This is a genomic window from Streptomyces sp. NPDC051286, from assembly GCF_044455345.1.
Lineage (GTDB): Bacteria > Actinomycetota > Actinomycetes > Streptomycetales > Streptomycetaceae > Streptomyces.
In genome coordinates this window covers 1-24987 of sequence record NZ_JBITER010000059.1, presented here as the reverse complement: position 1 = coordinate 24987, position 24987 = coordinate 1, and the positions used below count along the sequence as shown (strand labels likewise).

Annotated in this window: 23 protein-coding genes, 1 pseudogene and 1 riboswitch; of the genes and pseudogenes, 18 read left to right on the top strand and 6 right to left on the bottom strand. The window is 70.3% G+C overall.

Annotated elements, in window-relative coordinates:
• Positions 1 to 601 precede the first annotated feature (601 nt).
• A pseudogene (locus ACIBB8_RS33375) lies at positions 602 to 2182 on the bottom strand (chitinase C-terminal domain-containing protein); the annotation flags it as partial.
• A 398-nt stretch (positions 2183 to 2580) separates the two neighbouring features.
• A riboswitch (FMN riboswitch) is annotated at positions 2581 to 2711 on the top strand.
• Positions 2712 to 2870: 159 nt separating this feature from the next.
• Here ACIBB8_RS33375 and ribD point away from each other — a divergent pair.
• From ribD to ACIBB8_RS33325, 10 genes are all read left to right on the top strand, one after another.
• Entirely contained in the window at positions 2871 to 3971 is a 1101-nt protein-coding gene (gene ribD / locus ACIBB8_RS33370; RefSeq protein ID WP_398958547.1) for a bifunctional diaminohydroxyphosphoribosylaminopyrimidine deaminase/5-amino-6-(5-phosphoribosylamino)uracil reductase RibD, read from the top strand.
• The gene (locus ACIBB8_RS33365) at positions 3972 to 4580 is read left to right on the top strand and encodes a riboflavin synthase (RefSeq protein ID WP_398958544.1); all 609 of its coding nucleotides are present in this window, start codon (positions 3972 to 3974) and stop codon (positions 4578 to 4580) included. It abuts the gene before it with no gap.
• A complete protein-coding gene (locus ACIBB8_RS33360; RefSeq protein WP_398958542.1) occupies positions 4577 to 5221 on the top strand; it encodes a nicotinamide riboside transporter PnuC in 645 nt (214 codons plus the stop codon). Before ACIBB8_RS33365 ends, ACIBB8_RS33360 begins: the two co-directional genes overlap by 4 nt.
• Positions 5218 to 6513: a bifunctional 3,4-dihydroxy-2-butanone-4-phosphate synthase/GTP cyclohydrolase II gene (locus ACIBB8_RS33355; RefSeq protein ID WP_398958540.1), complete on the top strand. Its 1296-nt coding sequence runs from the start codon at positions 5218 to 5220 to the stop codon at positions 6511 to 6513. The genes ACIBB8_RS33360 and ACIBB8_RS33355 overlap by 4 nt, the downstream gene beginning before the upstream one ends.
• A 29-nt stretch (positions 6514 to 6542) precedes the next feature.
• Positions 6543 to 7028 carry a 6,7-dimethyl-8-ribityllumazine synthase gene (ribH, locus tag ACIBB8_RS33350; protein WP_398958538.1) on the top strand — a complete coding sequence of 162 codons (486 nt, stop codon included), beginning with the start codon at positions 6543 to 6545 and terminating at the stop codon, positions 7026 to 7028.
• Between the two features lie 35 nt (positions 7029 to 7063).
• Positions 7064 to 7336 (top strand): phosphoribosyl-ATP diphosphatase, encoded by a 273-nt coding sequence (locus ACIBB8_RS33345; RefSeq protein ID WP_018524273.1) that lies wholly within the window; start codon positions 7064 to 7066, stop codon positions 7334 to 7336.
• Between the two features lie 66 nt (positions 7337 to 7402).
• Positions 7403 to 8251, top strand: coding sequence for an ATP phosphoribosyltransferase (hisG, locus tag ACIBB8_RS33340; RefSeq protein ID WP_358861546.1), 849 nt, complete (start codon positions 7403 to 7405; stop codon positions 8249 to 8251).
• A gap of 44 nt (positions 8252 to 8295) precedes the next feature.
• A complete protein-coding gene (locus ACIBB8_RS33335) occupies positions 8296 to 8760 on the top strand; it encodes a PH domain-containing protein (protein WP_398958535.1) in 465 nt (154 codons plus the stop codon).
• Between the two features lie 183 nt (positions 8761 to 8943).
• Positions 8944 to 10314, top strand: coding sequence for a hemolysin family protein (locus tag ACIBB8_RS33330; protein WP_398958533.1), 1371 nt, complete (start codon positions 8944 to 8946; stop codon positions 10312 to 10314).
• Complete coding sequence (locus ACIBB8_RS33325) at positions 10311 to 11456, top strand: hemolysin family protein (RefSeq protein WP_398958531.1); 1146 nt, start codon at positions 10311 to 10313, stop codon at positions 11454 to 11456. The genes ACIBB8_RS33330 and ACIBB8_RS33325 overlap by 4 nt, the downstream gene beginning before the upstream one ends.
• 317 nt (positions 11457 to 11773) lie before the next feature.
• Here the strand turns inward: ACIBB8_RS33325 and ACIBB8_RS33320 are convergent, their stop codons facing one another.
• Together ACIBB8_RS33320 and ACIBB8_RS33315 are read right to left on the bottom strand one after the other, a co-directional pair.
• A complete protein-coding gene (locus tag ACIBB8_RS33320; protein WP_398958555.1) occupies positions 11774 to 13687 on the bottom strand; it encodes an AAA family ATPase in 1914 nt (637 codons plus the stop codon).
• 360 nt (positions 13688 to 14047) lie between these two features.
• Entirely contained in the window at positions 14048 to 14677 is a 630-nt protein-coding gene (locus ACIBB8_RS33315) for a uridine kinase (RefSeq protein WP_398958529.1), read from the bottom strand.
• 175 nt (positions 14678 to 14852) lie between these two features.
• On the opposite strand from ACIBB8_RS33315, the gene ACIBB8_RS33310 reads away from it, so the two are divergent.
• Positions 14853 to 16220 (top strand): peptidase C39 family protein, encoded by a 1368-nt coding sequence (locus tag ACIBB8_RS33310; protein ID WP_398958527.1) that lies wholly within the window; start codon positions 14853 to 14855, stop codon positions 16218 to 16220.
• A 206-nt stretch (positions 16221 to 16426) separates the two neighbouring features.
• Here ACIBB8_RS33310 and ACIBB8_RS33305 read toward each other — a convergent pair whose 3' ends face one another.
• Positions 16427 to 16573, bottom strand: coding sequence for a hypothetical protein (locus ACIBB8_RS33305; RefSeq protein ID WP_398958525.1), 147 nt, complete (start codon positions 16571 to 16573; stop codon positions 16427 to 16429).
• 108 nt (positions 16574 to 16681) lie between these two features.
• The gene (locus ACIBB8_RS33300) at positions 16682 to 16882 is read right to left on the bottom strand and encodes a hypothetical protein (protein WP_398958523.1); all 201 of its coding nucleotides are present in this window, start codon (positions 16880 to 16882) and stop codon (positions 16682 to 16684) included.
• A gap of 139 nt (positions 16883 to 17021) precedes the next feature.
• On the opposite strand from ACIBB8_RS33300, the gene ACIBB8_RS33295 reads away from it, so the two are divergent.
• The 3 genes from ACIBB8_RS33295 (at position 17022) to ACIBB8_RS33285 (ending at position 19437) form a co-directional block, all read left to right on the top strand.
• The gene (locus ACIBB8_RS33295) at positions 17022 to 17210 is read left to right on the top strand and encodes a hypothetical protein (protein WP_398958522.1); all 189 of its coding nucleotides are present in this window, start codon (positions 17022 to 17024) and stop codon (positions 17208 to 17210) included.
• Complete coding sequence (locus ACIBB8_RS33290; protein WP_393307780.1) at positions 17186 to 17749, top strand: cysteine hydrolase family protein; 564 nt, start codon at positions 17186 to 17188, stop codon at positions 17747 to 17749. Before ACIBB8_RS33295 ends, ACIBB8_RS33290 begins: the two co-directional genes overlap by 25 nt.
• 515 nt (positions 17750 to 18264) lie before the next feature.
• Positions 18265 to 19437: an acyl-CoA dehydrogenase family protein gene (locus ACIBB8_RS33285; RefSeq protein WP_398958519.1), complete on the top strand. Its 1173-nt coding sequence runs from the start codon at positions 18265 to 18267 to the stop codon at positions 19435 to 19437.
• A 498-nt stretch (positions 19438 to 19935) separates the two neighbouring features.
• Here ACIBB8_RS33285 and ACIBB8_RS33280 read toward each other — a convergent pair whose 3' ends face one another.
• On the bottom strand, positions 19936 to 20337 hold the full coding sequence (locus ACIBB8_RS33280) for a hypothetical protein (protein ID WP_398958517.1): 402 nt from the start codon (positions 20335 to 20337) through the stop codon (positions 19936 to 19938).
• Between the two features lie 204 nt (positions 20338 to 20541).
• Between ACIBB8_RS33280 and ACIBB8_RS33275 the strand changes: the two genes are divergently transcribed.
• The 4 genes from ACIBB8_RS33275 (at position 20542) to fxsA (ending at position 24658) form a co-directional block, all read left to right on the top strand.
• A complete protein-coding gene (locus ACIBB8_RS33275) occupies positions 20542 to 20982 on the top strand; it encodes an Lrp/AsnC family transcriptional regulator (RefSeq protein ID WP_398958515.1) in 441 nt (146 codons plus the stop codon).
• Between the two features lie 46 nt (positions 20983 to 21028).
• Positions 21029 to 22675 carry an amidohydrolase gene (locus tag ACIBB8_RS33270; RefSeq protein ID WP_398958513.1) on the top strand — a complete coding sequence of 549 codons (1647 nt, stop codon included), beginning with the start codon at positions 21029 to 21031 and terminating at the stop codon, positions 22673 to 22675.
• 527 nt (positions 22676 to 23202) lie between these two features.
• A complete protein-coding gene (locus tag ACIBB8_RS33265; protein WP_398958511.1) occupies positions 23203 to 23970 on the top strand; it encodes a polyprenol monophosphomannose synthase in 768 nt (255 codons plus the stop codon).
• Between the two features lie 97 nt (positions 23971 to 24067).
• A complete protein-coding gene (gene fxsA / locus ACIBB8_RS33260; protein ID WP_398958508.1) occupies positions 24068 to 24658 on the top strand; it encodes an FxsA family membrane protein in 591 nt (196 codons plus the stop codon).
• Positions 24659 to 24987 lie beyond the last annotated feature (329 nt).

Genomic DNA, 24987 nt, shown 5'->3' with positions numbered 1-24987 from the left:
TCGCTCCCTGTATGTCCGTGCGGTGCCCGGTGCTGTTCGTCCGGCCCGGCGCGTTCCGCGGAAAAGATCAGCGTCATGGTAATGCCGGAGCGTCCGTTGACTCGTGTCGGGGTCCGTTTGCGTCGGCCTCGACCGGGTCCCATTCATGAATCGTGCGCGAGGCATGGTCACACCGAACAGGCGGCTCCACGCCCGCACAGTCGTGAACGCCATTCGCACGGTTGATTCTGTGATCGGGGTACTCGATGCGTGGAAGACCCCGTCGGCGTTTCGGGCCCTGTGGCTTTAAACCGACCGGCACATGGGGGGTGGGAGAAGGAGCGGGGCTGGGTGCGTGCAGCTGCAAGGCGGAGAAGGGAGGCAACGCGAAGGGGGGTCCCCCCATGCCTTCGGGGCTATGGGGGAGTTGTTGACCGACGACAACGCCGCAGATGTGCGTGCCCAGCCCCGCGACGCCGCCTCCCATGTGCCGGTCGGTCTTATTCACGAGTAGTGCCGTCAGTTGTTCATGGGTTTGGGAGGTACCCAAATCCATGGGCGGGTGATGTTCGCGAGTTTTGGCAGCGCAACCGATCACCGCCGGGCGGTCATGGTCGTCGGGTCAGCAGACGCCGAGGTCCTGCCAGACACCCCAGTCGCCGGTGGTGCCGGGCGTCTCACCCTTCGTCCACCACTTGGCCTTCCACTGGTGCGAGCCGTAGCCCACGGTCGCGCCCGCGCCGTACTCCGCGGTCGTACTCCAGGCGGCCGCCGAGCAGGTGCCACCGGTCGGATCCGGGCCCGGGCTCGTCGACGGGCCGGGGCTGGTCGATGGGTCGGGCGACGGGCTCGTCCCCGTGCCCGGCTCGACCACCGTGGTGCCGCGCGCCAGATCGGCGGTCAGGGCGTACGACTTCCCGCCGAAAGCCACCGTCCAGTTCGACGGCGTGGAGGTCGGCAGGTAGTAGACGAAGTCCACCTGTACCGAGGCGCCGGGCGCCAGTGTCTGCCAGGTGGGCAGTTTCAGCGAGACGCGGTTGTAGTCGCCCTTCAGACCGCCGATGTTGTTCGCGGCGGTGTGGCCGCTGCGGACGCTCGTCGTGTTGAAGCCCGACTGGTCCTTGGCGTTGGCGGGGGCCGACGTCGAGTAGTCGAACTGGAACTCGGTGCCGCCCGGCAGCGTCGTCTTCGTGTTGTTGGTGATCTTGAGCTTGGGGCTGATCGGGTAGTTGGAGTCACCGAGCGGGAACTGGCCGAAGGACACGTCGATGTCGAGTGCCTGGGCCGGCAGATCGATGGTGGACCGCTTCGCGTCGTACGGGGTGGCCGACTTGAACCTGTCGTACATTGCCGTGGTGAGGGTGGAGCCCCGCTCGGACTGCCCCTTGGCGGCGTTCCAGCCGTAGTTCCCGGCGAGCTCCCAGACCATCGTGCCGCCGATGCCCCTGTCGACGACGTAGTCCGCCTTGGCGGACACCGACTGCTCGGCCTCGGTGGAGAGGAAGACCTTCTTCTCCGCGTTCCACAGCCAGGGGGCGACCAGCGTGGAGTCGTACTTGCGGACGTATGTGCCGGTCAGCTCGGTGCCCGCGGTGAACCCGTAGTCGGTGACGTAGTCGCCGACGATTCCCTTCTCGAGGTTCTTCGCGTGCCACATCAGGTTGGAACCGGCCGGTGCCTCCTGGCCGTTGGCGTCCTCGTCGTGCCAGAGGTTGTCGATGCCGACGGCTCCGTCACCGCACTTGGTCAGACCGGCGCCGGCCGGGCAGGTGGTCGTGGCGGCCTTGCCCCACAGTCCGTCCGTACCGCCCTGCACGTTCTTGAAGCCGCGGGTGTAGTACGGCAGACCGATGTTGATCCGGCCGGCCGGCATCGAGCCGCGGAAGTAGTGGTACGCCCAGTCGGTGTTGAGGTAGCCAGTGCCGCCGTACTGCGAGGTCGAGTAGACGCTCGCCTGGGCGAGTTCGGCGTCCTTGCCGTCGTCGAAGAGTGCCGCGTTCGGGCCGACGTACTCGTTCCAGGCGCCGTGCAGGTCGTACGACATGATGTTGACGTAGTCCAGGTACTTCTGGACCTGGAAGGTCTCCATGCCGCGCAGCAGATAGCCGGAGGACGGTGCGGCGACGCTCAGCAGGTAGTGCTTGCCGTCGGCTGCGGACGCCCGGTCGAGCTTCTCGCGCAGGGTCTTCACCAGGGCGCCGTAGGGCGACAGGACTCCTGGTCGGCAGCGGCCGACGGGGTGGCGGCGAGCGAGCCCATCAGCAGTCCGGCGACGGCTACGCCGGCTGCGAGCAGGGTGGCTCTCGCACGAGTGGGGGACAGTACGTGTCGTTCCTCCTGGGGAGGTCGGCGGAACACAACTGGTAAGGGGGTGGGTCGTGTTGGGCCACGGGCGTGCGCACACCGCGGGGCCGTTCCTCGGAGGTGACGCAGAGATTAAAAGGACTAGACCACTGAGTCAATAGGTCTGGACCATCCTTCGCGGGATGTCCGGATACGACCCCGTACGGAGGGCTCCCCAGGCCTGTCTGTGAGCCACTCCACAGGCACTCCCTCGCATGGCCCATGAGCGGGCGTGGCACACTGACCGTGTACCAGTAGCAGCGCACTCCGGGGTCGGTGCAATTCCGAACCGGCGGTTATAGTCCGCGACCCGTCCGCATCCAGCGGCCGGTTGACCAGGTGGGATTCCTGGACCGACGGTTAAAGTCCGGATGGGAGGCAGTGCGCGGCGGGCCGTCACAGGTACGCCGCCGTCGGCGGACGCATGTCCGGGATCCCCGGAACACGTGCGTCCGTGTCTTCGGTTTCGGCGTCCCCTGTTGCGTTCCGCTTCATCTGTCGTCATCGACAGGCCCCGGAGTCCGTGCCCGAAGAGGCAGGAGGACCCGGTGGACACCGCAGCCGACATCACCGCCATGCGCCGAGCGATCGCGCTCGCCGCCCGCGGACTCGGCTCCACCAGCCCCAATCCGGTCGTCGGATGCGTGATCCTCGACGCCGAAGGACAGCCGGCCGGTGAAGGCTTCCACCAGCGGGCCGGCGGGCCGCACGCCGAAATCCACGCCCTGCGCGAAGCAGGCGAGAAGGCCCGTGGCGGCACCGCCTACGTCACCCTCGAACCGTGCAACCACACCGGTCGCACCGGCCCCTGCGCCCAGGCGCTGACCGAGGCCGGCGTCAGCCGTGTCGTGTACGCGGTCGCCGACCCGAATCCGCAGGCCACGGGAGGCGCGGACACCCTCCGTGCCGCCGGGGTCACCGTGGAGCAGGGACTCCTTGGCGAACTCGCCGAGGCGGGCAACACCGCCTGGCTGACCTCGGTGCGGCTCGGCCGTCCGTACGTGCTGTGGAAGTACGCGGCGACCCTCGACGGCCGGATCGCGGCCGCCGACGCCACCAGCCGCTGGATCACCTCTGCCGAGTCCCGCGCCGACGTCCACCGGCTGCGCGCCGAGGCCGACGCCGTCGTGGTCGGCTCCGGCACCGCCCGCACGGACGACCCCCAGCTCGGTGTACGTGGCATTGAAGGCGCCGTGCAGCCGCTCCGGGTCGTCGTCGACACCGACGCCACCGCGGTACGGCCCGGCGCCCGCGTCCTCGACACCACGGCGCCCACCCTGGTCGCGGTCGCCGACGACGCCGACACCGGCTGTCTTCCCGAGGGAACCGTCCTGCGACTGCCGCGCGCCGCCACCGGCCGCGGCCTGGACATCCCCGCCCTGCTTGCCGCCCTGCACGGGCGCGGCGTCCGATCCGTACTCCTCGAAGGCGGCCCGACCCTGGCCGGGGCCTTCGTCGCGGCGGGAACGGTCGACAAGGTCGTCGGCTACCTCGCCCCCGTGCTCCTCGGCGCCGGCCCCGCAGCCCTCGCCGACGCCGGAATCTCCACCATCGCCCAGGCGTTGCGCCTCGATGTGACCGAGACCGTACGTATCGGCCCCGATCTGCGCATCACCGCCGTCCCCGGCCCTGCCCGGAAGGGAAACTGAGTGTTCACCGGAATTGTCGAAGAACTGGGTGAGGTCACCGCCGTCGAGAAGCTCGGCGACGCCTCCCGATTCCGCCTGCGCGGTCCCGTCGTCACCGAAGGCGCGAAGCACGGCGACTCCATCGCCGTCAATGGCGTCTGCCTCACCGTCGTCGACCTCGGCGATGGTGAATTCACCGCCGATGTGATGGCGGAGACCCTGAACCGGTCCAGCCTCGGCGCGCTGGAAACCGGCTCCCGGGTCAACCTGGAGCGCCCCATGGCGCTCGGCGGCAGGCTCGGCGGACACATCGTCCAGGGACACGTCGACGGCACGGGCCGCATCGTCGAGCGCAAGCTCTCCGAGAACTGGGAGATCGTGAAGATCTCCCTCCCGGCGGAGCTGACCCGCTACGTGGTGGAGAAGGGATCGATCACCGTCGACGGCGTGAGCCTGACCGTCGTCGACGCCGGGCCCGACTACTTCACCGTCAGCCTCATCCCCACCACCCTCGCCCTGACCACGCTCGGCATCAAGGAACCCGGCGACCCGGTCAACCTCGAGGTGGACGTCATCGCGAAGTACGTCGAGCGGCTGCTCGGCGACCGGGACCGGGAGGACACGAAGTGAGCGCGGTCGGCTGGCTCAACTCGGAGGCCTTCGCGCTGTTCGGCCAGCACATCAAGTGGTCCGACATGATCGGCAACACGGTCGGTCTGGCCGCCCTCGCGCTCGGCTGGCGGCGCTCCCTGTGGACCTGGCCCGCACAGCTGCTCTCCGGTGTGATCCTCCTGGTCGCCTTCGCCTCCGCGCACCTCTCGGGCAGCGCGGGCAAACAGCTGGTGGTCATCGGCGTGGCCGCGTGGGGCTGGTGGTCGTGGAACCGCGGCAGGCAGCAGGCCCAGGACGGCTCCATCGCCGTGCGGTTCGCCACCTGGCGCGAGCGCGCCTGCCTGGCCGGCGGCGCGGCCCTCGGCACGGTCGCCGTCGGCGGCCTGTTCACCGCGTTCCCGACGCTGTCGTGGGACCCGTGGCCCGACGCGTACGTCTTCGTCGGCACGGTCGTCGCGATGTACGCCCAGGCGCGCGGCATGGTCGAGTTCTGGTTCGCCTGGCTCCTGGTCGACCTGGTCGGCGTACCGCTGAACTTCGCCAACGGCTTCGCCTTCTCCGGCTTCGTTTACCTCATTTACGGCGCCCTCGTCCTGTGGGGCATGCGCGACTGGTGGCTGCGTACGCGGACACCTGCTCTGGAAGGAGCCACGGCATGACTGCCCAGCCCACCTGGTTGCACCGGGAAGACAGCACGGCCGAGGACCTGTCCCTCGACCCCGTCGAGCAGGCGATCCGCGACATCGCCGCCGGCCGCCCCGTCGTCGTCGTCGACGACGAGGACCGGGAGAACGAAGGCGACCTCGTCATCGCCGCCGAGAAGGCCACCCCCGAGATCGTCGCCTTCATGATGAGCGAGTGCCGCGGCCTGATCTGCGCCCCCATGGAGAACGACGAGCTGGAACGGCTCGACCTGCCGCAGATGGTCGCCCACAACACCGAGTCGATGCGCACGGCGTTCACCGTCTCGGTCGACGCCTCCGCGGCGCACGGCGTCACCACCGGCATCTCCGCCGCCGACCGGGCCACCACGCTCCGGATGCTGGCGGGCGGCCGGGCCGGCGCCGGCGACTTCGTGCGCCCCGGCCACATCTTCCCGCTCCGGGCAAGGACCGGCGGTGTCCTGGTCCGCAACGGCCACACCGAGGCCGCCGTCGACCTGGCCCGGCTCGCCGGGCTCCGCCCCGCCGGAGCGATCGTCGAGATCGCGGGCGAGGACGGCGCCATGCTGCGACTGCCGGAGCTGGTCCCCTTCGCCCGCAAGCACGGCCTCACCATCATCTCGATCGAGGACCTGATCGCGTACCGCCGTTCCGTCGAGCCGACCGTCCGCCGCGAGGCCGAGGTCCGGCTGCCGACGTCGTTCGGAGAGTTCACCGCGTACGGCTACCGCTCCACCGTCGACGGCATCGAGCACGTCGCGCTCGTCCACGGCGACCTCGGTGACGGCGACGACATCCTCGTCCGGGTCCATTCCGAGTGTCTGACCGGTGACATCTTCCAGTCCCAGCGCTGCGACTGCGGCCCCCAGTTGCACGCTTCCATGCAGCGCATCACCGAAGAGGGTCGCGGCGTCGTCGTCTATCTGCGCGGCCACGAGGGCCGGGGGATCGGCCTGCTCTCCAAGCTGCGCGCGTACGAACTCCAGGAGCGTGGCGTCGACACCCTCGACGCCAACCTGGAGCTCGGCCTGCCCGCCGACGCCCGGGACTACGCGGCAGGCGCCCAGATCCTCAAGGACCTCGGCGTCCACGGCGTCCGGCTGATGACGAACAATCCCGACAAGACAGCAGCGCTCCTGCGGCACGGTCTCGCGGTCACGGGACGCGAGCCGATGCCCGTCCAGGCCGGCCAGCACAACCTGCGGTACCTGCGCACCAAGCGGGACCGCATGGGACACGACCTGCCCTGGCTCGACACCGCCTCGGTGTCGACCTGCGGCAACCAGTAACGAGCACGGAAACGAGCGGTAGGAGAGACATGAGCGGCAAGGGCGCACCCGAACTGTCCGTACGCAACTGCGGTGACCTGCGAGTGGCGGTGATCGCCGCCCAGTGGCACGAGAAGGTCATGGACGGCCTCGTCGACGGCGCGCTGCGCGCCCTGCACGAGCTCGGCATCGACGAGCCGACCCTGCTCCGGGTCCCCGGCAGCTTCGAGCTCCCGGTCGTCGCCAAGGTCCTCGCCGGCCGTGGCTACGACGCGATCGTCGCCCTCGGCGTGATCATCCGCGGCGGCACCCCCCACTTCGAGTACGTGTCCCACGGCGTCACCAACGGGCTCACCCAGGTCGCCGTCGACACGGGTGTCCCGGTCGGCTTCGGCGTACTGACCTGTGACACCGAGGAGCAGGCGCTCGACCGGGCCGGGCTCGAAGGTTCCAACGAGGACAAGGGGCACGAAGCGGTCACCGCGGCCGTCGCCACCGCCGCCACGCTACGCACCGTCAGCGAGCCCTGGCGCTGAACGGGGGTGCCGGACCCCGTACGCTAAGAACCATCATGGCGAACAAAACCTTCGAAGAGCTCTTCGCCGAGCTGCAGCTCAAGGCCGCCAACGGCGACCCCTCCACCTCCCGCACTGCCGAGCTGGTGGACAAGGGCGTCCATGCCATCGGCAAGAAGGTCGTCGAGGAGGCCGCCGAAGTCTGGATGGCCGCCGAGCACGAGAGCAAGGACGCCGCCGCCGAGGAGATCTCCCAGCTGCTGTACCACGTCCAGGTGATGATGGTTGCCCGCGGAATCTCGCTCGACGACGTCTACGCCCACCTCTGAGCACAGTTCCGCACCCCGCACGTCACGTCCGTAGAAAACCCCTTCGCACAAAGGAAACCTGACCTCATGCTGCGCATCGCCGTCCCCAACAAGGGTTCTCTGTCCGGGCCTGCGATGGCGATGCTCCATGAGGCCGGCTACCAGCAGCGCAAGGAGTCCAAGGAGCTCGTCCTCGTCGACCCCGACAACGAGGTCGAGTTCTTCTACCTGCGCCCGCGCGACATCGCGATCTACGTCAGCTCCGGCCGTCTCGACATCGGCATCACCGGCCGCGATCTGCTGCTGGACTCGGGCGCGCAGTCCGAGGAGATCCTGCAGCTCGGCTTCGCCCGCTCCACCTTCCGCTACGCCACCAAGCCGGGCACGGCCGCCGGGCCGCAGGACTTCGACGGCATGACGATCGCCACCTCCTACGAGGGCATCGTGGCCAAGCACCTCGCCGACGTCGGCGTCACCGCCTCCGTCGTCCACCTCGACGGCGCGGTCGAGACCGCCATCGAGCTCGGCGTCGCCCAGGTCATCGCCGATGTGGTGGAGACCGGCACCAGCCTGCGCAACGCGGGACTCGAAGTGATCGGCGAGCCGATCATGAAGTCGGAAGCCGTCGTCATCCGCCGGACGGGCGCGGCCGAGGACGACCCCAAGGTGCAGCAGTTCCTCCGCCGCCTCCAGGGCGTCCTGGTCGCCCGCAGCTACGTGATGATGGACTACGACTGCCGCGTCGAGCACCTGGAGCGCGCCGTCGCCCTCACCCCGGGCCTGGAGTCGCCGACCATCTCCCCGCTGCACCACGAGGGCTGGGTCGCCGTCCGCTCCATGGTCGCCGCCAAGGAGGCCCAGCGGATCATGGACGACCTGTACGAGCTCGGCGCCCGCGCCATCCTCACCACGGCCATCCACGCCTGCCGCCTCTGACGGCCGTACCGCCAGCGATCACCCCCGGAAGACAGAAGACCACCATGTCCACCCCCGCCCCCCGGCCCGAACTTCCCACCCTCCCGGTCACCTTCCGGCCGACCCGCACCCGGGTGGTCCTGCTGACCGTGGGAGCGGCGATGTTCGTCGTCATCACCGTCATCGCGATGAGCTTGGAGCAGCTCGGCCCGGGGGAGCGGGTCAGCTTCATCTTCACCGCGCTGCTCTTCTTCGCCGTCCTGGCGCTGCTCAGCCGCCCCAAGGTCGTCGCCGACGACCACGGGGTGACCGTGGTCAATCTCACCCGCACTCGACGGCTGTCCTGGGCGGAGATCCTCCGCGTCAACCTGCGCGTCGGCGACCCGTGGGTCTTTCTCGACCTCAGCGACGGGACCAGCATGCCCGCCCTCGGCATCCAGCCCGGAATCGGCAAGGAACAGGCCATTCGCGACGCCCGTACGCTCCGCACACTCGCCGAGAACCACGGCACCTGTACGGAGAACGGCTGAGCCCCCTGCCCCGCACGGCCACTTCTTGATTACTCTGGAGGGCGGTGGCGCCCTGTGCGCCCCGCCCCGCACCAGAGGCCCCAGGGCCGGCGGGGCTTTCCTGCGACCCAAGGAGTGAATCCCTCCATCAATGGACGGATCGTCCGGTAGTACCTGCGCCGCCCCTTCCCAGGAGGCGGCGGCATGACCATCCCCCTGCTGCTTCTGAGTGCAGCATTCCTTCTCATCCTCGCCAACGGATTCTTCGTGGCGGCCGAATTCGGGCTCGTCACGGTGGAGCGGCCGGACGCCGAGCGCGCCGCCGCCGAGGGCGACCGGCGGGCCCGTACCGTCGTCGACGCCCTGCGCGAGCTCTCCTTCCAGCTCTCCGGCACCCAGCTGGGCATCACCATCACCTCACTGGTCGTCGGCATGCTCGCCGAGCCGGCCCTCGCCCAGCTGCTCGCCGGACCCCTCACCGCGACCGGCATCCCCGACGGGGCGGTATCCGGCGTCAGCGTGGTGATCGGGATGATCGTCGCCTCCGCAGTCCAGATGGTGATCGGCGAGCTCGTACCGAAGAACTGGGCGGTCTCCAGGCCGCTCCAGGTCGCCCGGTTCGTGGCCGGCCCCCAGCACCGCTTCGCCGCTGCTCTGCGGCCGGTGATCACGCTGCTGGACACCGTTGCCAACCGGCTGGTCCGCCTGCTGGGCGTCGAACCCACCGATGAGCTGGCCTCCGCCCGCACGCCCGGTGAACTGGTTTCCCTGGCCCGGCACTCCGCCGAGGCCGGCACCCTCGAACAGGACACCGCCGATCTCTTCGTGCGGACCCTGTCGCTCGCCGGACTCACCGCGCAGCACGTCATGACACCGCGCGTGAAGGTCAGCGCCCTGCAGTCGACCGCCACCGCGGCGGACGTCCTCAATCTCACCCGCGCCACCGGCCTCTCCCGCTTCCCGGTCTACCGGGACCGGATCGACGAGGTCGTCGGCATGATCCACCTCAAGGACGCGCTCGCCGTGCCCGCCCAGGAACGCCTGCGCACCACCGCGGGCCGGATCGCCGTACCGCCCCTCCTCGTACCCGAGACACTCCCGGTCGAACAGCTGCTCCAGCGCCTGCGCAAGGAGCAGCCGATCGCTGTCGTGGTCGACGAGTACGGTGGCACCGCCGGGGTCGTCACCCTGGAGGACATCATCGAGGAGCTGGTCGGCGAGGTCAGGGACGAGCACGACGCGGAAGGTGCCGACCGGCCCGAACTGGTCGCCGCCGCCCCCGAGGACGGCCGTCCCGCCTGGGACGCCGAAGGCAGCTGCCGGGTCCTCACCCTGCGCCGGATAGGCCTCGACGTACCGGAAGGACCGTACGAGACGGTGGCTGGACTGGTCGCCGATCTGCTCGGGCGGATCCCCGCCCCCGGCGACCGGGCCGAGCTGCCGGGCTGGCGGATCTCGGTCCGCCAGGTCGGTCACTACCGCGCAGAGCAGGTCCGCTTCGTACGCATCGCCGAAGTGGCCGAACCGGTCGACGAGCCGTCCGCCGCCCGTGGTGTCCTGGAGGCCGCCCGGTGAGCGTCGTCCAATTGCTCTTCGCCGGGCTCCTCGTCCTGGCGAACGGCTTCTTCGTCGGTGCCGAGTTCGCACTCGTCTCCGTACGCCGCAGCCAGATCGAACCGATCGCGGCGGCCGGGTCCGGCAGGGCCCGCCAAGTGCTCTACGGCCTGGAGAACCTGCCGCAGATGATGGCCGCAGCCCAGTTCGGCATCACCGTCTGCTCCCTGACCCTCGGAGCCGTCGCCGAACCGACCGTCGCTCACCTGCTGGAGCCGGTCTTCCACGCGGTCCACATCCCCGAGGAGCTCATTCACCCGCTCGGCTACGTGCTGGCGCTCGTCCTCGTGGTCTTCCTCCACCTCGTCATCGGCGAAATGGTCCCGAAGAACCTGGCGATGGCAGCCCCGGAGAAGACCGCGCTGTGGCTCAGCCCGGCTCTGGTCGGCTTCGCCCGGCTGTGCCGTCCCGTCACCAGGGCGCTGGGCGCCTGCGCCCGTCTGGTGCTCCGGCTCTTCCGCGTCGAACCCAAGGACGAGGTCGAGGCCGTCTTCACCAGCGAGCAGCTCAACCGGCTCGTCGAGGACTCCGGGCAGGCCGGACTGCTGGAACCGGAGGCGCAGGAGCGGCTGGAGGACGCCCTGGAGCTGGGCAGCAGGCCGGTCACTGATGTGCTGCTCGCCAGGGCAGCCCTGGTGACGGTGGACCCGTCGGTCACCCCGCACAGGATCGAGGAGCTGACCGTACGGACCGGCTACTCGCGTTTCCCCGTCTGCGCGGAGGGCGGCGGCCCGTTCATGGGGTATCTGCACGTCAAGGACGTCCTCGACCTGGAGGACAGTGAACGCGCGGTCCCGCAGCACATCTGGCGCCCGATGGCGACACTGCGCGCGGAGCTGCCCCTGGACGACGCCCTGACGGTGATGCGTCGCGCCGCCACCCATCTGGCCCAGGTGGCCGACGCATCGGGCCGGATCCTCGGCCTGGTCGCGATGGAGGACGTCCTGGAAATGCTGGTGGGCGAGGTGCGCGACCCGGCGCACCGGGTCTCGATACCCCGCCGGACGGTGGACGTGGCACCGGCAGCCCCGGTCCCGGACGAACTGCAACCACTGGCAACCGCATCGGGCCCGTCGGCCCTCTCGAGCCTGTCCGGCGATTGAGAACGGTCGTGCCAGGTCTCCTCGCCGGACGGGCGCTCAGTGCAGTCCGTCCGGCGATCCAGGGCAGACCGCCCGTCGGGTGACGCCCGTCACGATGACACCGCCCACCCGGCCGACAAGGTTACGGCCTCCCCCGCGACAGGGAGTGGGTCAGCGAGCGGCGTCATGTGGCTTCGGTGGCAAGGCGGAGGAGGGAGTCGACGCGGAGGGGGCACCTCCCACGCCGTTAAGGCTGTGGGGGAGTCGGTGACTGACGACAACGCCGCCGGCGGAGTCGCAGGGCGTCGGGAGCCCACTCCCTGTCGCGGGGGAGGCCGTTACAGAGTCGGAGGCTCCTGCTGCCCCCGGTCAACCGGCCCCCGGCCGGACAGCACTTCGCCGTACGCCTGCATGAGATCCGGCAGCCGCAGTGTCGCCAGATCGTCGCGGGTGGGCACCGTCGCGTACCCGGAGAGCCGCAAGTCCCGGTACGCGCAGCTCTTCTCGTACAGCGTCCGCAGGAACCGTCCGTTGCCCAGCTCGTCGATCCAGCCCTGGTCGACGACATGGCCGCTGATCGAGCGCAGCTCCTCCAGGGACTCCTCGTCCCACACGTCGTCGTTGTCCGCGGCCAGTACCTCACCGATCGAGGTGAGTTCCAGCGGCCGGTAGCTGGGGAAGTCCACCCGCGTGGTGAACCGGGAGGAGAGTCCGGGGTTGGTGGCCAGCAGCCGGTCCATGCCTTCGGGGTAGCCCGCGAGGATGACGACGAGATGGTCCCGGTTGTCCTCGGCCCGCTTGAGGAGGACCTGCAGCGCCTCGTCCCCGTACGCGTCACCCTTGCTGTAGCCGGAGTTGGAGAGGCTGTACGCCTCGTCGACGAACAGCACTCCACCGAGCGCCGAGTCGATCAGCTCATTGGCCTTGACCGCTGTCTGTCCGAGGAACTCGCCCACCAGATCGGAGCGTTGGGCCTCGACGAGATGGTCCCCACCGAGCAGCCCCAGCGCGTAGAAGACCCGGCCCAGGATGCGGGCCACTGTGGTCTTCCCGGTGCCCGAGGGGCCGGAGAAGACGAAGTGGCGCTTCGGCGGCTGGACCGGGAGCCCCTGACCGGCCCGCAGCCGCGCCATGTTCAACTGCGCGGATAATGCCTTGACCTGGCGCTTGACCGGTTCGAGGCCGACCATCCGCTCCAGCTCCGCCAGCGCCGCGGCGAGCAGCGCCGGATCGCTGGGCCCTGCCGGGAATGCCTGCGAGGACTGGCCGGGCACGGCGGTCTTCTTCCGTGCCCCGTCTGTGCGAGGAGGAACCCCGGCGCTCGGCAGGTTCTGCGGATCGCCGCCGGGGCGTAGTTCCCGCCCGCCCACCGGATCGGTGCCGAGCAGCGGTTCCCCGTCCGGCAACGCCTCTGCGGCCGTGGAGTCGGCGCCCAGCCCGGTCAGCGACACGGAAGCGAGATCCGCCGCCTCGTCGGAGCCTTCGAGCCCGTCGTAGTCCGCGATCGCGGCGAGCCGCGCCGAGGTGTCCATGAACGCCGGGTCGATCCGGTGCACCGCCCGGTAGAGCGGCAGGGCGGCCGCGCTGCGCCCGGTGCCCTCGTGCGCGCGGGCCAGCCAGTAGCGCAGCTCCTTGCGCTGCGGCTGTTCGCTGCGGCAGCGCATCAGCGCGGTGGAGAGCAGCGGCTCGGCCTGCCCGTACATCTCCAGCCGCACCCGCGCCATCCCGCCGAAGAGTCCCGCCTCGATGCCGAGCAGCGGATCGTCGACGAGCTGTTCGGTGTGGCGGACCAGCTGTTCCCAGTCCTTGACCAGATACGAGCGGCAGGCGTGCAGAAACCGCACCTGAGGGTCCGCGTCCACGGGTGGCAGTCCGGCCAGCGCGCGGTCCAGCTCAGGGACATGGCGTCCGTCCAGCCAGTGCGAGGCATGCGCGAGCAGCAGGTCGCGCGGGCTCTCCAGTACGGGCTGTACCCACCAGCCCAGCCAGTACCAGGAGTTGAGCGTGCGCCGATGGCGGGTGCGCTGTTCGCCGAAGCGCTCGCGGTGGCGGTACATCCGCAGCAGCGCGGTCGTCGTGTCGATCCGCAGGGCATGGAGGCCGAGCCAGCCGTCCGCCATGCCGGGATCCAGCCGCACCGCCGTTCTGAACTCCTCCTCGGCCTGCGGATAGGCGCCCATCGTGTAGGCGTCCACGCCGCGCAGCCAGGCGAGGTCGGCCGGGGCCTGTGCGCCCTGCGTGCCGATGTCCATCAGGTCCCCCACAAGCCGTGCCCCCAGGTTGTCCCGTCGCACGACCCGTCCGTCCAGGCGGGCCGAACCATGCTGCCGTGGACGGGAATTGACCGCACCGAGAGGCATCGTACCTGCGCAGGTGGTGCGCGACTAAGGGCGCCGCAAGCGGAACGGGGACCGTGACCGAGGGTGAGCGGAATACGGTGAACAGCCGTACGAAGGTGGGTGCGGGGACAGAACGAAGCCCCCGATCACGGGGGAACAACCGGGGGCTTCGCGTCTGTGAGGGCTCCGAAAAGCCGCACATTGAGAACGTAAGACCTGTACCGCCCCCGGGTCAAGCGGAGTTGAGGCACTTCCGGGCCGTTTTCCGACTGGTCAGTACGTTGCGCCCGGACGCTCACGGTGGGTGACGGGGTCGTTCGTTCCTGCTGTCGCGCGGGGTCCTTCCAGCCACTCGTACCCCACAGGCAACTGGCGTACCAGAGCATCCGCGTACGGGCGCGACGGATCGGCGGCGAAATGTCGTTCCTCGGCCGCGGTCCACCCGTCCCAGAAGGCCGAAAGTGCCGGCCCGTCCCGCCGTCGGCCCCGCTGCCAGGACGCCAGGGGGTCGAGCTCCATCCACCACAGCCGGGCGAGATGCGGGCGCAGGGCCCGGCGGCCGGCGCCCACTCCCTCGATCAGTACCACCGGCGCCGGTTCCAGCGTCTGCGGTGGGCCGAGGCGCCGGGCTGTCCAGTCGTACGGCGCGTAGTGCGCGGTCTCCCCGCGCGACAGCGGGCCGATCACCTGGTCCCGGAGCCGGTCCGCCCAGCCGAACAGCTCCTCGTGCGTGGCCAGGTCGTCCAGATGCAGCACGGGCGCGTCCCCGAGCGCCACCGAGAGGCGGGTGGCGAGAGTGCTCTTGCCCGAGCCCGCATGACCGTCGACGGCGATCAGCCGCACGGGTCCGCAGGACGGCGGCAGGGTGATCAGGCGCGAGGCGAGGCGGGCGAGGTCGTTCATGCGGACCAGCGTACGAGGCGATACGAAGCAACCGCAGGTCACGCCAGTGGACCAGACCAATATTTGTTCCGCGGCGCGAGGTGAATCGCTGGCCCAATCCGGCCGCGAACCGCAATAGTTGGCGCACTGTCGTGCATCCGCAGCCCCATTCCGCCAACGACCGGGGGTCTCGCCCATGAACAGACCGACTTCACGCAGAACCGTGCTGACTGCCGCGCTTGCCGTGGCGGCCGGCGCCGGGACGGCGGCGTCCGCAGGCTCCGCGGCCGCCGCGCCCTCGCTCGCCCCGCCCCGCAGGCCCTCGGCTGCCGCATCCCTGGTGGACAACCATTCCTGGCGTTCGTACACCGACTGGCGCAGCGGTTCCGGCGCCGGCACGCGCGCCGTCGCGGGCCGACGGCCCGGACTGGTGATCGGCACCCCGCAGGGACGTACCGACTACACGGACCCGCACACCGGGAAGACGGCGGCCTGGGAGTACGCGACCTGGACCTCGCCGCGCCACCGCTCGTCGGTCCCGGCCACCGAGGTGATCGCGTCCTGGAACGCGGACACCCCGGCCGGCACGTGGATCCAGATCGAGCTGTGCGGCCGCTACTCGGACGACACCGAGACCCCCTGGTACGTGATGGGCCGCTGGGCGGCGGGCGACGGCGACATCCGCCGCACCTCCGTCGACGACCAGACCGACGGCAGAAGCTCGATCTGGACGGACACCTTCTCGGTGGACGATGCGGCGAGCGGGCTGCGGCTGGTCTCCTACCGGCTGCGGCTCAGCCTCTACCGGACCCCGGGCAGCCGCCTCACGCCGACCGTGTGGCGGCTCGGCGCGATGGCCTCGGACATCCCCGACCGGTTCACCGTGGAGCCCAGCACGCCGGGCCTCGCCAGGGAACTGCCGGTGCCCCGCTACTCGCAGAATGTGCACGCCGGCCAGTACCCGGAGTACGACAACGGCGGTGAGGCGTGGTGCAGCCCTACCTCCTCGCAGATGATCATCGAGTACTGGGGGCGGAGGCCCACCGCCGAGGATCTCGCCTGGGTGAAGCCGGGCCTCGCGGACCCGCAGGTCTGCCACGCGGCGCGCTTCACGTACGACTACCAGTACGAGGGGTGCGGCAACTGGCCGTTCAACGCCGCCTATGCCGCCACGTACGACGGCATGAGCGCGGTGGTGACCCGGCTGGGTTCGCTGACGGACGTGGAGACGCTGATCCGGGCCGGCATCCCGGTCATAACGTCGCAGTCGTTCCGCAAGGAGGAGCTGACCGGGGCCGGGTACGGGACCTCCGGCCATCTCATGACCGTGATCGGGTTCACGGCGGACGGCGACGTGATCGCCAACGACCCCGCCTCGCCGAGCGACGAGGCCGTCCGCCGGATCTACCAGCGCCACGAGTGGGAAAACATCTGGCTCCGGACCAAGCGGTACGACGCAAACGGCAAGGTCAGAAGCGGTACGGGCGGTGTCTGCTACATCTACTGGCCGGCTGACCCGGCACCGAGTCAGCGCCGTGCTCTGCGGTCGCTCGGCCTGCTGTGAGCATGTGCGGCGCTAGGGCCGCCTCAACCATCTGACGGCAGCGTTCCCGGCCGTCCTGGGTGAGGTGGCCGTACTTGTCCACCGTGACCTTGATTGAGCGATGCCCGAGCCAGCGAGATGGGCCTGGGGTCGGGCCGCATGGTCTGCGGCCCGACCCCAGGCGCGTTTCATCGACGGCGCTCTGAGCGCCGGACGGATGCGGGTGCTCAGGCGGCGGTGTCGCTGTCTGCCGTGGCCGCCGGCCAGCCCTCGGCCGAGACGGTGGAGGTGTGGGCGGTGCTGCGTAGGGCCTCGTCCTCGCCGCGCAGGTCCTCGACGTCGGCGAGGAAGTCGGCGATGCGGTCGTTGCTCATGGGTGTTTCCGCCTTTCGGTCTCGTTGGCTTCGGCTCGTGCCCCGTGCTCTGGTGAGTGCCGGGGGCTTGGGCGGTGATCTCGCCTTGGGCATGGCTGGTCTCCCTTGTCAGGGCTGGATTGCTGCCGCCGTGGTGCGGAGGGCGTCGTGCAGTTCCTCCATGCCGGGGCGGTCGGCCGCCCGGTCGGACAGGTCGCGCTCGGCTTGGTGGCCGCAGGAGTGGGTGATCTGACAGATGGTCTTCACCCCCGGCGAATTGCGTTGGATGCGTGATCCAGAGCTGGACGAGCTGTTGTAGTGCGGCGTCATGTCATGCTCCTCTCTTCGTTGTTCAAGGCTTTGGCCTGCTGCATTGCGCACAGATGTGGACCTGATGCATGATTCGCGCGACTGACGGATGGGTTCGAGGGTGTCCCGAGGCGATCCGGGTGAGGCGACGGCTGATCTCGTGCTGTTTCGCGGCGTGACGCTGCTGCACCCTGAAGACGCCGTCTTCGACGCAATGCTGGAGGGTTGGGCGCGGCAGCAGCGCAGCGGTCTGCGCCTGGCGCCGGACACGCTCAGCGACCGGCTGGGCGTGGTGCGGCGATTCGACGAGGAGGGACCGCAGCCATGGCCAACAGCGCACTCCTGGTGATGGACGTCCAACGGGACGTCGTGGACATCGCCGACGACGGTTCCGGATATCTTCGGCGGCTGCGGCGGGCAATCGACGGTGCCCGCGCGGTGGAGATTCCCGTGATCTACGTGGTCATGCGGCTACGGGCAGGTGATCCACAGGTCAGCGCTCGCAGCAAGGTGGTAACCAACGTGGTGCGGGCCGGCCTGTTCACCGAGGGTGCCCCCGGCACGGAGATCCATCCCGAGGTCGCGCCCGAGCCGGGCGACGTCGTGGTGGTCAAACGGAGGGCGAGCGCGTTCTCCGGCAGCGACCTGGACCTGGTGCTCAGGGCTCGCGACATCGACAGCCTCGTGCTCACTGGCATCGCCACCAGCGCTGTGGTGCTGTCCACCGCGTGCCACGCCATCGACCTGGACCTGGGTCTCACCGTCCTGGCGGATGCCTGCCTCGATACCGACCCCGAATTGCACCGGGTAGTCACCGAGAACCTGTTCCCGCTGTGGGGGGATGTTCTCGCCGTCGAGGAATGGCTCGACACGATCGCACCCCAGTAGCGGCAGGCCGCCCTGCCCGTCGCGTGCGGGCCATGGCCGCCGCGATGGCGACGTGGCCAGTCAGTCAGTGGTGGCAGGCGTCGACGGCCCCGCAAACCGCACAGCCATCCCCCGGCTTCCAATAGCTCGGCTTACCAACAACGGCCATCCGGAGGCCCCCTCTACGGCGCGCATCGCGATGCGGAAGCCGATGTTCGGGGAGGCGGCGGCCGCCAGGGTGTTCGCGAGGAACACGAGCATGACGTTCACGAGGAGCCGTCGGTGGCCGTACTTGTCCCCGAGCAGGCTCAGTACCGGAGTGAGGACGGCTTCCCTGTCACCCCGTGACGGATACCGTCCGATCGGGCATACTCGACCCGCCACAGCCGCTGGCCAGCAACTCTCGTAATCCGGGAGGGCAGCAGCGGTTTGGGTACCAGTGCTTTTCCGGGCCCCCGTCCGGAGATCCCCCGGCGGAGCCGCGCACACCCCGCACGCGCACCGCCGCAACGCCCGACAGGGAGGAGAGCGCCGTCATGTCCGACCGTGCCCCGCAGTTGGTGGAGCGTCGTCTGCCCACCGAGGAGTCCAGGCAGCTCGTCGCGCTCGTCCGCGACATCGTCCAGCGGGAGATCGCGCCGAACGCGGCGGAGGAGGAGGACGCGGGCCGGTTCCCGCGCGAGGTCTTCACCCTGCTCTCCGAATCCGGACTGCTCGGTCTGCCGTACGACTCCGCCCACGGCGGCGGAGACCAGCCCTACGAGGTCTACCTCCAGGTGCTCGAAGAGCTCGCGGCCGCCCGGCTCACCGTGGGCCTCGGCGTCAGCGTCCACTCGCTCGCCTGCCACGCCCTCGCCGGATACGGCACCAAGGAGCAGCAGGCGGAACACCTGCCGGCGATGCTGGGGGGCGGCCTGCTGGGGGCCTACTGCCTCTCCGAGCCCGCCTCGGGCTCCGATGCGGCCTCGCTCCGCACGAAGGCCGTACGCGACGGTGACGACTGGGTCATCACCGGCACCAAAGCGTGGATCACCCACGGCGGCATCGCCGACTTCTACACGGTTCTGGCGAGGACCGGCGTCGAGGGTGCCCGTGGCATCACCGCCTTCCTGGTCCCCGGCGACGCCGAGGGACTGAGCGCGGCCCTCCCCGAGAAGAAGATGGGCATGAAGGGTTCGCCCACCGCCCAGCTGCACTTCGACGGTGTGCGGGTGCCGGACGCCCGCCGGATCGGTGAGGAAGGGCAGGGTTTCGCCATCGCCCTGTCCGCACTCGACTCCGGGCGGCTCGGCATCGCCGCCTGCGCCATCGGTGTCGCGCAGGCGGCCCTGGACGAGGCCGTCGGATATGCCACCGGGCGGCAGCAGTTCGGCCGCCCCATCGCCGACTTCCAGGGGCTGCGGTTCATGCTCGCCGACATGGCCACCCAGATCGAGGCGGGCCGTGCGCTCTATCTGGAGGCGGCGAGGCTGCGCGACGCGGGCAGGCCGTTCTCCCGGCAGGCGGCCATGGCCAAGCTGTTCTGTACGGACACGGCCATGCGGGTCACCATCGACGCCGTCCAGGTGCTCGGCGGCTATGGATACACCCTCGACTTCCCCGTCGAGCGGCTGATGCGCGAGGCCAAGGTGCTGCAGATCGTCGAGGGGACCAATCAGATTCAGCGCATGGTCATCGCGCGCCACCTCGCGGGTCCCGAGACCCGCTGACGCGCAACGGCCGGTCCGACCACACGGGCGTCGTCATGATTCGGTTCCACTCCTGGTCATGACGGCCCGGCAGGGTCCTGCCGGTGGACTCCCAATGGCTCAGCATCGCCCGGTAGATGGGCGGATCCGTCGAATGCGGCACCGCGCGCGGCGCTGACGGAGCGGACGACGAGGGGGGTACCGGCTGCGAACCGGGCTGCGGAACCGATTCTTCGGGGGCCGGAGCGGCGAGACGGCGACGACCGGGGCCGGCCGTGGATTGCAGCAGGGTCATGCCAGGCCAACGCCGTGGGGCGGGGCCGGGTCACTGCTGCGAGGATTCGAGCGCCCGTTCGCCAGGTTCCCCTGCCGCGCGAGCGTGGCTCGATCGCCCGCACCACGCCGGCCCGGCCGTCGTGGTGCGGCACGTGTGTGCCGGGCGTCTGCCGGAGGAATCCGGCAGACGGAGAGCGCCGCCCGTCACTGCCTTCGAGGTGCGTCAGGCGGCGTCAGGGCGTCTCAGGCGGCGTGGCGGCGGATCTGGTGCGGCACCCGCAGCGGGCGCGAACCCGCGCCACCGGCGTGCGAGAACGGCTGCATCCGCCAGTCGAGCCCCTGGGGGAGCGTCAACAGCAATCCCATCTCCTGTTCCTGGAGTTCGAGCGACTCGTCGGCCGGACGTGCCTGCGCGGCGTCGCGACCGGTTCCGGCGCACACCGTGAGGACGAACGGGTTCCACGGTGTCGGGCACAGCGCGTGTTCCGGCAGCACATCCTCGTCGGCCAGCAGCGCGATCGGCTGCGCACAGTCCGGGCAGATCACCCGGTACATCTCAAAAGTGTCGTACGCGTCGGGAGCGGAGTCCTCGACGGGTTCAACAGGCTCCGGTTCGGTACGTCCGGTGAGCTTCAGGCTCTGCATGGAGAATCTCCCCCTCGGGTGGGCCGACAAGGCGTCACGGCCTCGACCACAGCAAGCACTTCCCGTCGCGCATCCGCCGTAACCGCGAGGTGGTCGGCTACCCGCCTGTAAACCTGTGGCATTCATCACATGCCCCATGCGGGTGCCCTGTTCGGGGCCCCTACGACTGTGCCTGGAGGGACCCGGGGCCATAGGTTGATCCGCATGGAGGAGCTGGACCGTCAGATTGTGGAGTTGCTCGTCAAGGACGGGCGGATGAGCTACACCGACCTGGGCAAGGCCACGGGCCTGTCCACCTCGGCCGTTCATCAGCGTGTCCGTCGGCTGGAGCAGCGCGGGGTGATCCGGGGCTATGCCGCGGTCGTCGACCCCGGGGCCGTCGGGCTGCCCCTCACCGCGTTCATCTCGGTGAAACCGTTCGACCCGAGCGCACCGGACGACATCGCCGAGCGGCTCGCCGGTGTGCCGGAACTGGAGGCGTGCCACAGCGTCGCGGGCGATGAGAACTACATCCTCAAGGTGCGCGTCGCGACCCCGCTGGAGCTGGAGCATCTGCTCACCCGGATCCGCTCGCTGGCCGGGGTCTCCACCCGCACCACCGTCGTCCTCTCCACCCCGTACGAGGCACGCCCCCCGCAGATCTGAGGGGGGCGCGGACGGCGCCGCTCCGCACAAGGGTGAGACTGGTGCCATGACCGAGAGCACCGCCCCCCAGAGCGAACACCGCACCGTGCTGCTGCGCGGTGGAGACGTCCACAGCCCCGCCGACCCCTTCGCCACCGCCATGGTCGTCGAACGCGGCCATGTCGCCTGGGTGGGTTCGGAAGGGGCCGCCGACGCCTTCGCGAGCGGCGTCGACGAAGTGATCGACCTCGAAGGGGCCCTGGTCACTCCCGCGTTCACCGACGCCCACGTCCACACCACCTCGACCGGCCTCGCCCTCACCGGGCTGGACCTCGCGGGCGCCCGCACCCTCGCCGAGGCCCTCGACCTCGTACGCGCGTACACGGCCGCGCACCCCACGGACCGGGTCGTCCTCGGACACGGCTGGGACGCCACGCGCTGGCCGGAGCAGCGCCCTCCGTCGCGCGCCGAGCTCGACGCCGCGGCCGGCGGCCGGCCGCTCTATCTGCCTCGGATCGATGTGCACTCCGCCGTCGTCACGACCGCCCTCCTCGATCTGGTTCCCGGCGTCACCGCGCTGGCCGGCTTCCGCCCCGACGCCCCGCTGACCGGCGCCGCCCACCACGCCGTGCGCGCTGCCGCCCATGGTGCGATCTCGCCGCAGCAGCGTGCCGAGGCGCAGCGTGCCGCCCTGGACCACGCCGTCTCGCTCGGCATCGGCAGCCTTCATGAGTGCGGCGGCCCCGACATCTCCGACGAGGAGGACTTCACCGCCCTGCTGAAGCTGGCCGCCGGGCGGCCGGGACCGCGGGTCTTCGGCTACTGGGCCGAGCAGGTCGCGGACGAGAAGGATGCCCGCAGGATCCGTGAACTCGGCGCGATCGGTGCGGCCGGTGACCTGTTCGTCGACGGTTCCCTCGGCTCGCACACCGCGTGCCTGCACGAGCCCTACGCCGACGGACCGGCCGGCGGCAGGGGCGCCGCCCACCTGGACGCTGCGCAGATCGCCGCCCATGTCACCGCCTGCACCGAGGCCGGTCTGCAGGCCGGTTTCCACGCCATCGGCGACGCGGCAGTCGCCGCCGTCGTGGCAGGGGTCCGGGCCGCGTCCGAGACGCTCGGGCTGCCCCGGATCCGCGCCGCACGCCATCGCGTCGAGCACGCCGAGATGCTCACCCCCGAGACGATCGCCGGTTTCGCGGAGCTGGGTCTGACCGCCTCGGTCCAGCCCGCCTTCGATGCCGCCTGGGGCGGCGAGGGCGGCATGTACGCCCAGCGGCTCGGTGTCGACCGGGCCCGCACCCTGAACCCGTACGCGGGCCTCCTGCGGGCCGGTGTGCCCCTGGCCTTCGGCTCGGACAGCCCGGTGACCCCGTTGGACCCGTGGGGGACCGTACGGGCCGCTGCGTTCCACCGGACGCCGGAGCACCGGATCTCCGTCCGGGCCGGTTTCACCGCGCACACCAGGGGCGGCTGGCGGGCCGTCGGCCGCGACGACGCGGGCACCCTCGTTCCCGGCGCCCCCGCCGACTACGCGGTCTGGCGCACCGAGGAGCTCGTCGTCCAAGCCCCGGACGACCGGGTCGCCCGCTGGTCGACCGACCCGAGGTCCGGGACGCCCGGCCTGCCGGATCTCACCCCGGGCGCCGAACTCCCGGTCTGCCTGCGGACCGTGATCTTCGGACAAACTGTCTACGTGCGGCCGAACGAGTGACGTCCCGATATTTCGTACCGCCGATCGAAGGCGCCCGTGCTTCCCCGCGACCTGCGTATCTCCGGTACTGACCAGGTGATTTCGGTAAACGTCGCAGGTCAGACGGGTATTGACAGGAGGCGCCCACGGGCCGGTAGGTTCGGCTGAGTCCACCACAGGACGTCCGACCGGTTAAACCTCCACGCAGTCGTCGAATGCCGCTGGGTCATGGGGTGGTGTGCCGCACCGGCGCACCACCACTGACAGCCAGGTTCAGCGCCCGCGCCTCGGGGGCGAGGGAAGGTGTGAACCGGACGGCAGGTGCGACCCGGGTGGGGCCCGGACGTTCAGTAGACAACGGCTCTCGGTCGACCCGCAGCCAGCGGGTTCCAGGTCGGCCCGAAGGGCGCCGGGCCCCGATCCGCAGTTCTGTCCGTACTTCCCTCCTTCTGTCCGGGCCGGCGCCCGACAGCTGCCCACCACGTCGCTCCCAGGCCCTGATGTGATCGATATGGTGTGCACCTGTGTACGGACGTGAGGGGCAGTAAGTGAACGACGGCGGTCAGAGGCGATACGGCCCGCTCGGCAAAGCCTTGGTGATCATCCCGACCTACAACGAGGCCGAGAACATCAAGCCGATCGTCACCCGGGTGCGCGCCGCTGTACCGGAAGTGGACATCCTGGTTGCCGACGACAACAGCCCCGACGGCACGGGGAAGATCGCCGACGAGCTCGCCGCCGAGGACAGCCATGTCCAGGTCCTGCACCGCAAGGGCAAGGAGGGGCTCGGCGCCGCCTACCTCGCCGGGTTCCGCTGGGGCATCGACCACGGTTACGGCGTCCTCGTGGAGATGGACGCCGACGGCTCCCACCAGCCCGAGGAACTGCCCCGGCTGCTCACTGCCCTCAAGGGCGCCGATCTGGTGCTCGGCTCCCGCTGGGTGCCGGGCGGGCGCGTGGTCAACTGGCCCAAGTCCCGCGAGATGATCTCCCGCGGCGGCAGCACGTACTCCCGGCTGCTTCTCGGACTGCAGACCAGGGACGTCACCGGCGGCTACCGGGCCTTCAGGGCGGAGACCCTGAAGGGGATCGGCCTCGACGAGGTCGCCTCCCAGGGGTACTGCTTCCAGGTCGACCTGGCCCGTCGCACCATTGACGCGGGGTATCACGTCGTCGAGGTCCCGATCACCTTCGTGGACCGCGAGATCGGCGACTCCAAGATGAGCCGCGACATCCTCGTCGAGGCGCTGTGGCGGGTCACGGCCTGGGGTATCACCGCCCGTACGAACCGGGTCCTGGGCCGCAAGTCTTCCTGATCACCCCTTACGGTCTCCCTCGTGACAGGGAGTGGGCTCCCGGTCACGGGGGAGGCCGTTATCCCGCTCGGGCATCCGTCCAGGCACACTGGGGACCATGATGACCGGCACCCCGCCCCAGACCGCACCGCGGCGCTCGCGCGCCCGTACCTTCATCCCGCTCGCCATCGCCGCCTGGGCAGTGCTGGAGATCTGGCTGCTGACCCTGGTGGCGGACGTGGCGGGCGGCTTCACCGTGCTGCTGCTTCTGATCGGGGGCGTCGTGCTCGGGGCCGTGGTGATGAAGGCGGCCGGCCGCCGGGCCTTCCGCAACCTCACCGAGACGCTCCAGCAGATGCCGGGCCGGCCCGGTGAGGCCGCGGCGCCGCCCACCGCCCCGTCGGGCAGCAAGGGCAATGGCTTCCTGATGCTCGGCGGGCTGCTGCTCATCATCCCCGGGATGATCTCGGACGTGGCGGGACTCCTGCTGCTGGTGCCGCAGGTCCGTGCGACGCTCGGCCGGTACGCGGAGCGGTCCCTGGACCGCCGTATGCGCACCGCTGCTCCCGGCAGCTTCTCCGACGCGTTCCAGCAGGCCAGAATCCATCGTCCGGATGGAAAGGTGGTCCAGGGCGAGGTCATCCGCGACACGGAGACCCGGCCGGGCCCGCGCCCCGACGGCGGCCCGCGCCCCCCGCTCACCCCCTGAGCGGGTTCTCGTCCGAAGCCGCCCACGGGACGGGACCCCGTCCGAGTGGCTGTCCTCAACCGCCGGACGGGCTCTTCGCCTGTCCGGCCTTCACTCTCACGCCCGGGACGGAGAAATCAAACCCGAACGCGGAGACGGAAGAGCAGGCCACAGGGCGACCACGGCATCCACCCGTACGCGACAGAGCCGCGGGGGGGGGGGGGGGGGGGGGGGGGGGGGGGGGGGGGGGGGCGGCCGCCCCCGGGGGGGGGGCGGGGGGGGGGGGGGGCCGCGGGCCGGCGGGGGGGGGGGGGCGCGCCGCCCGCCGCCGCCGCCCCCCCCCCCCGGGG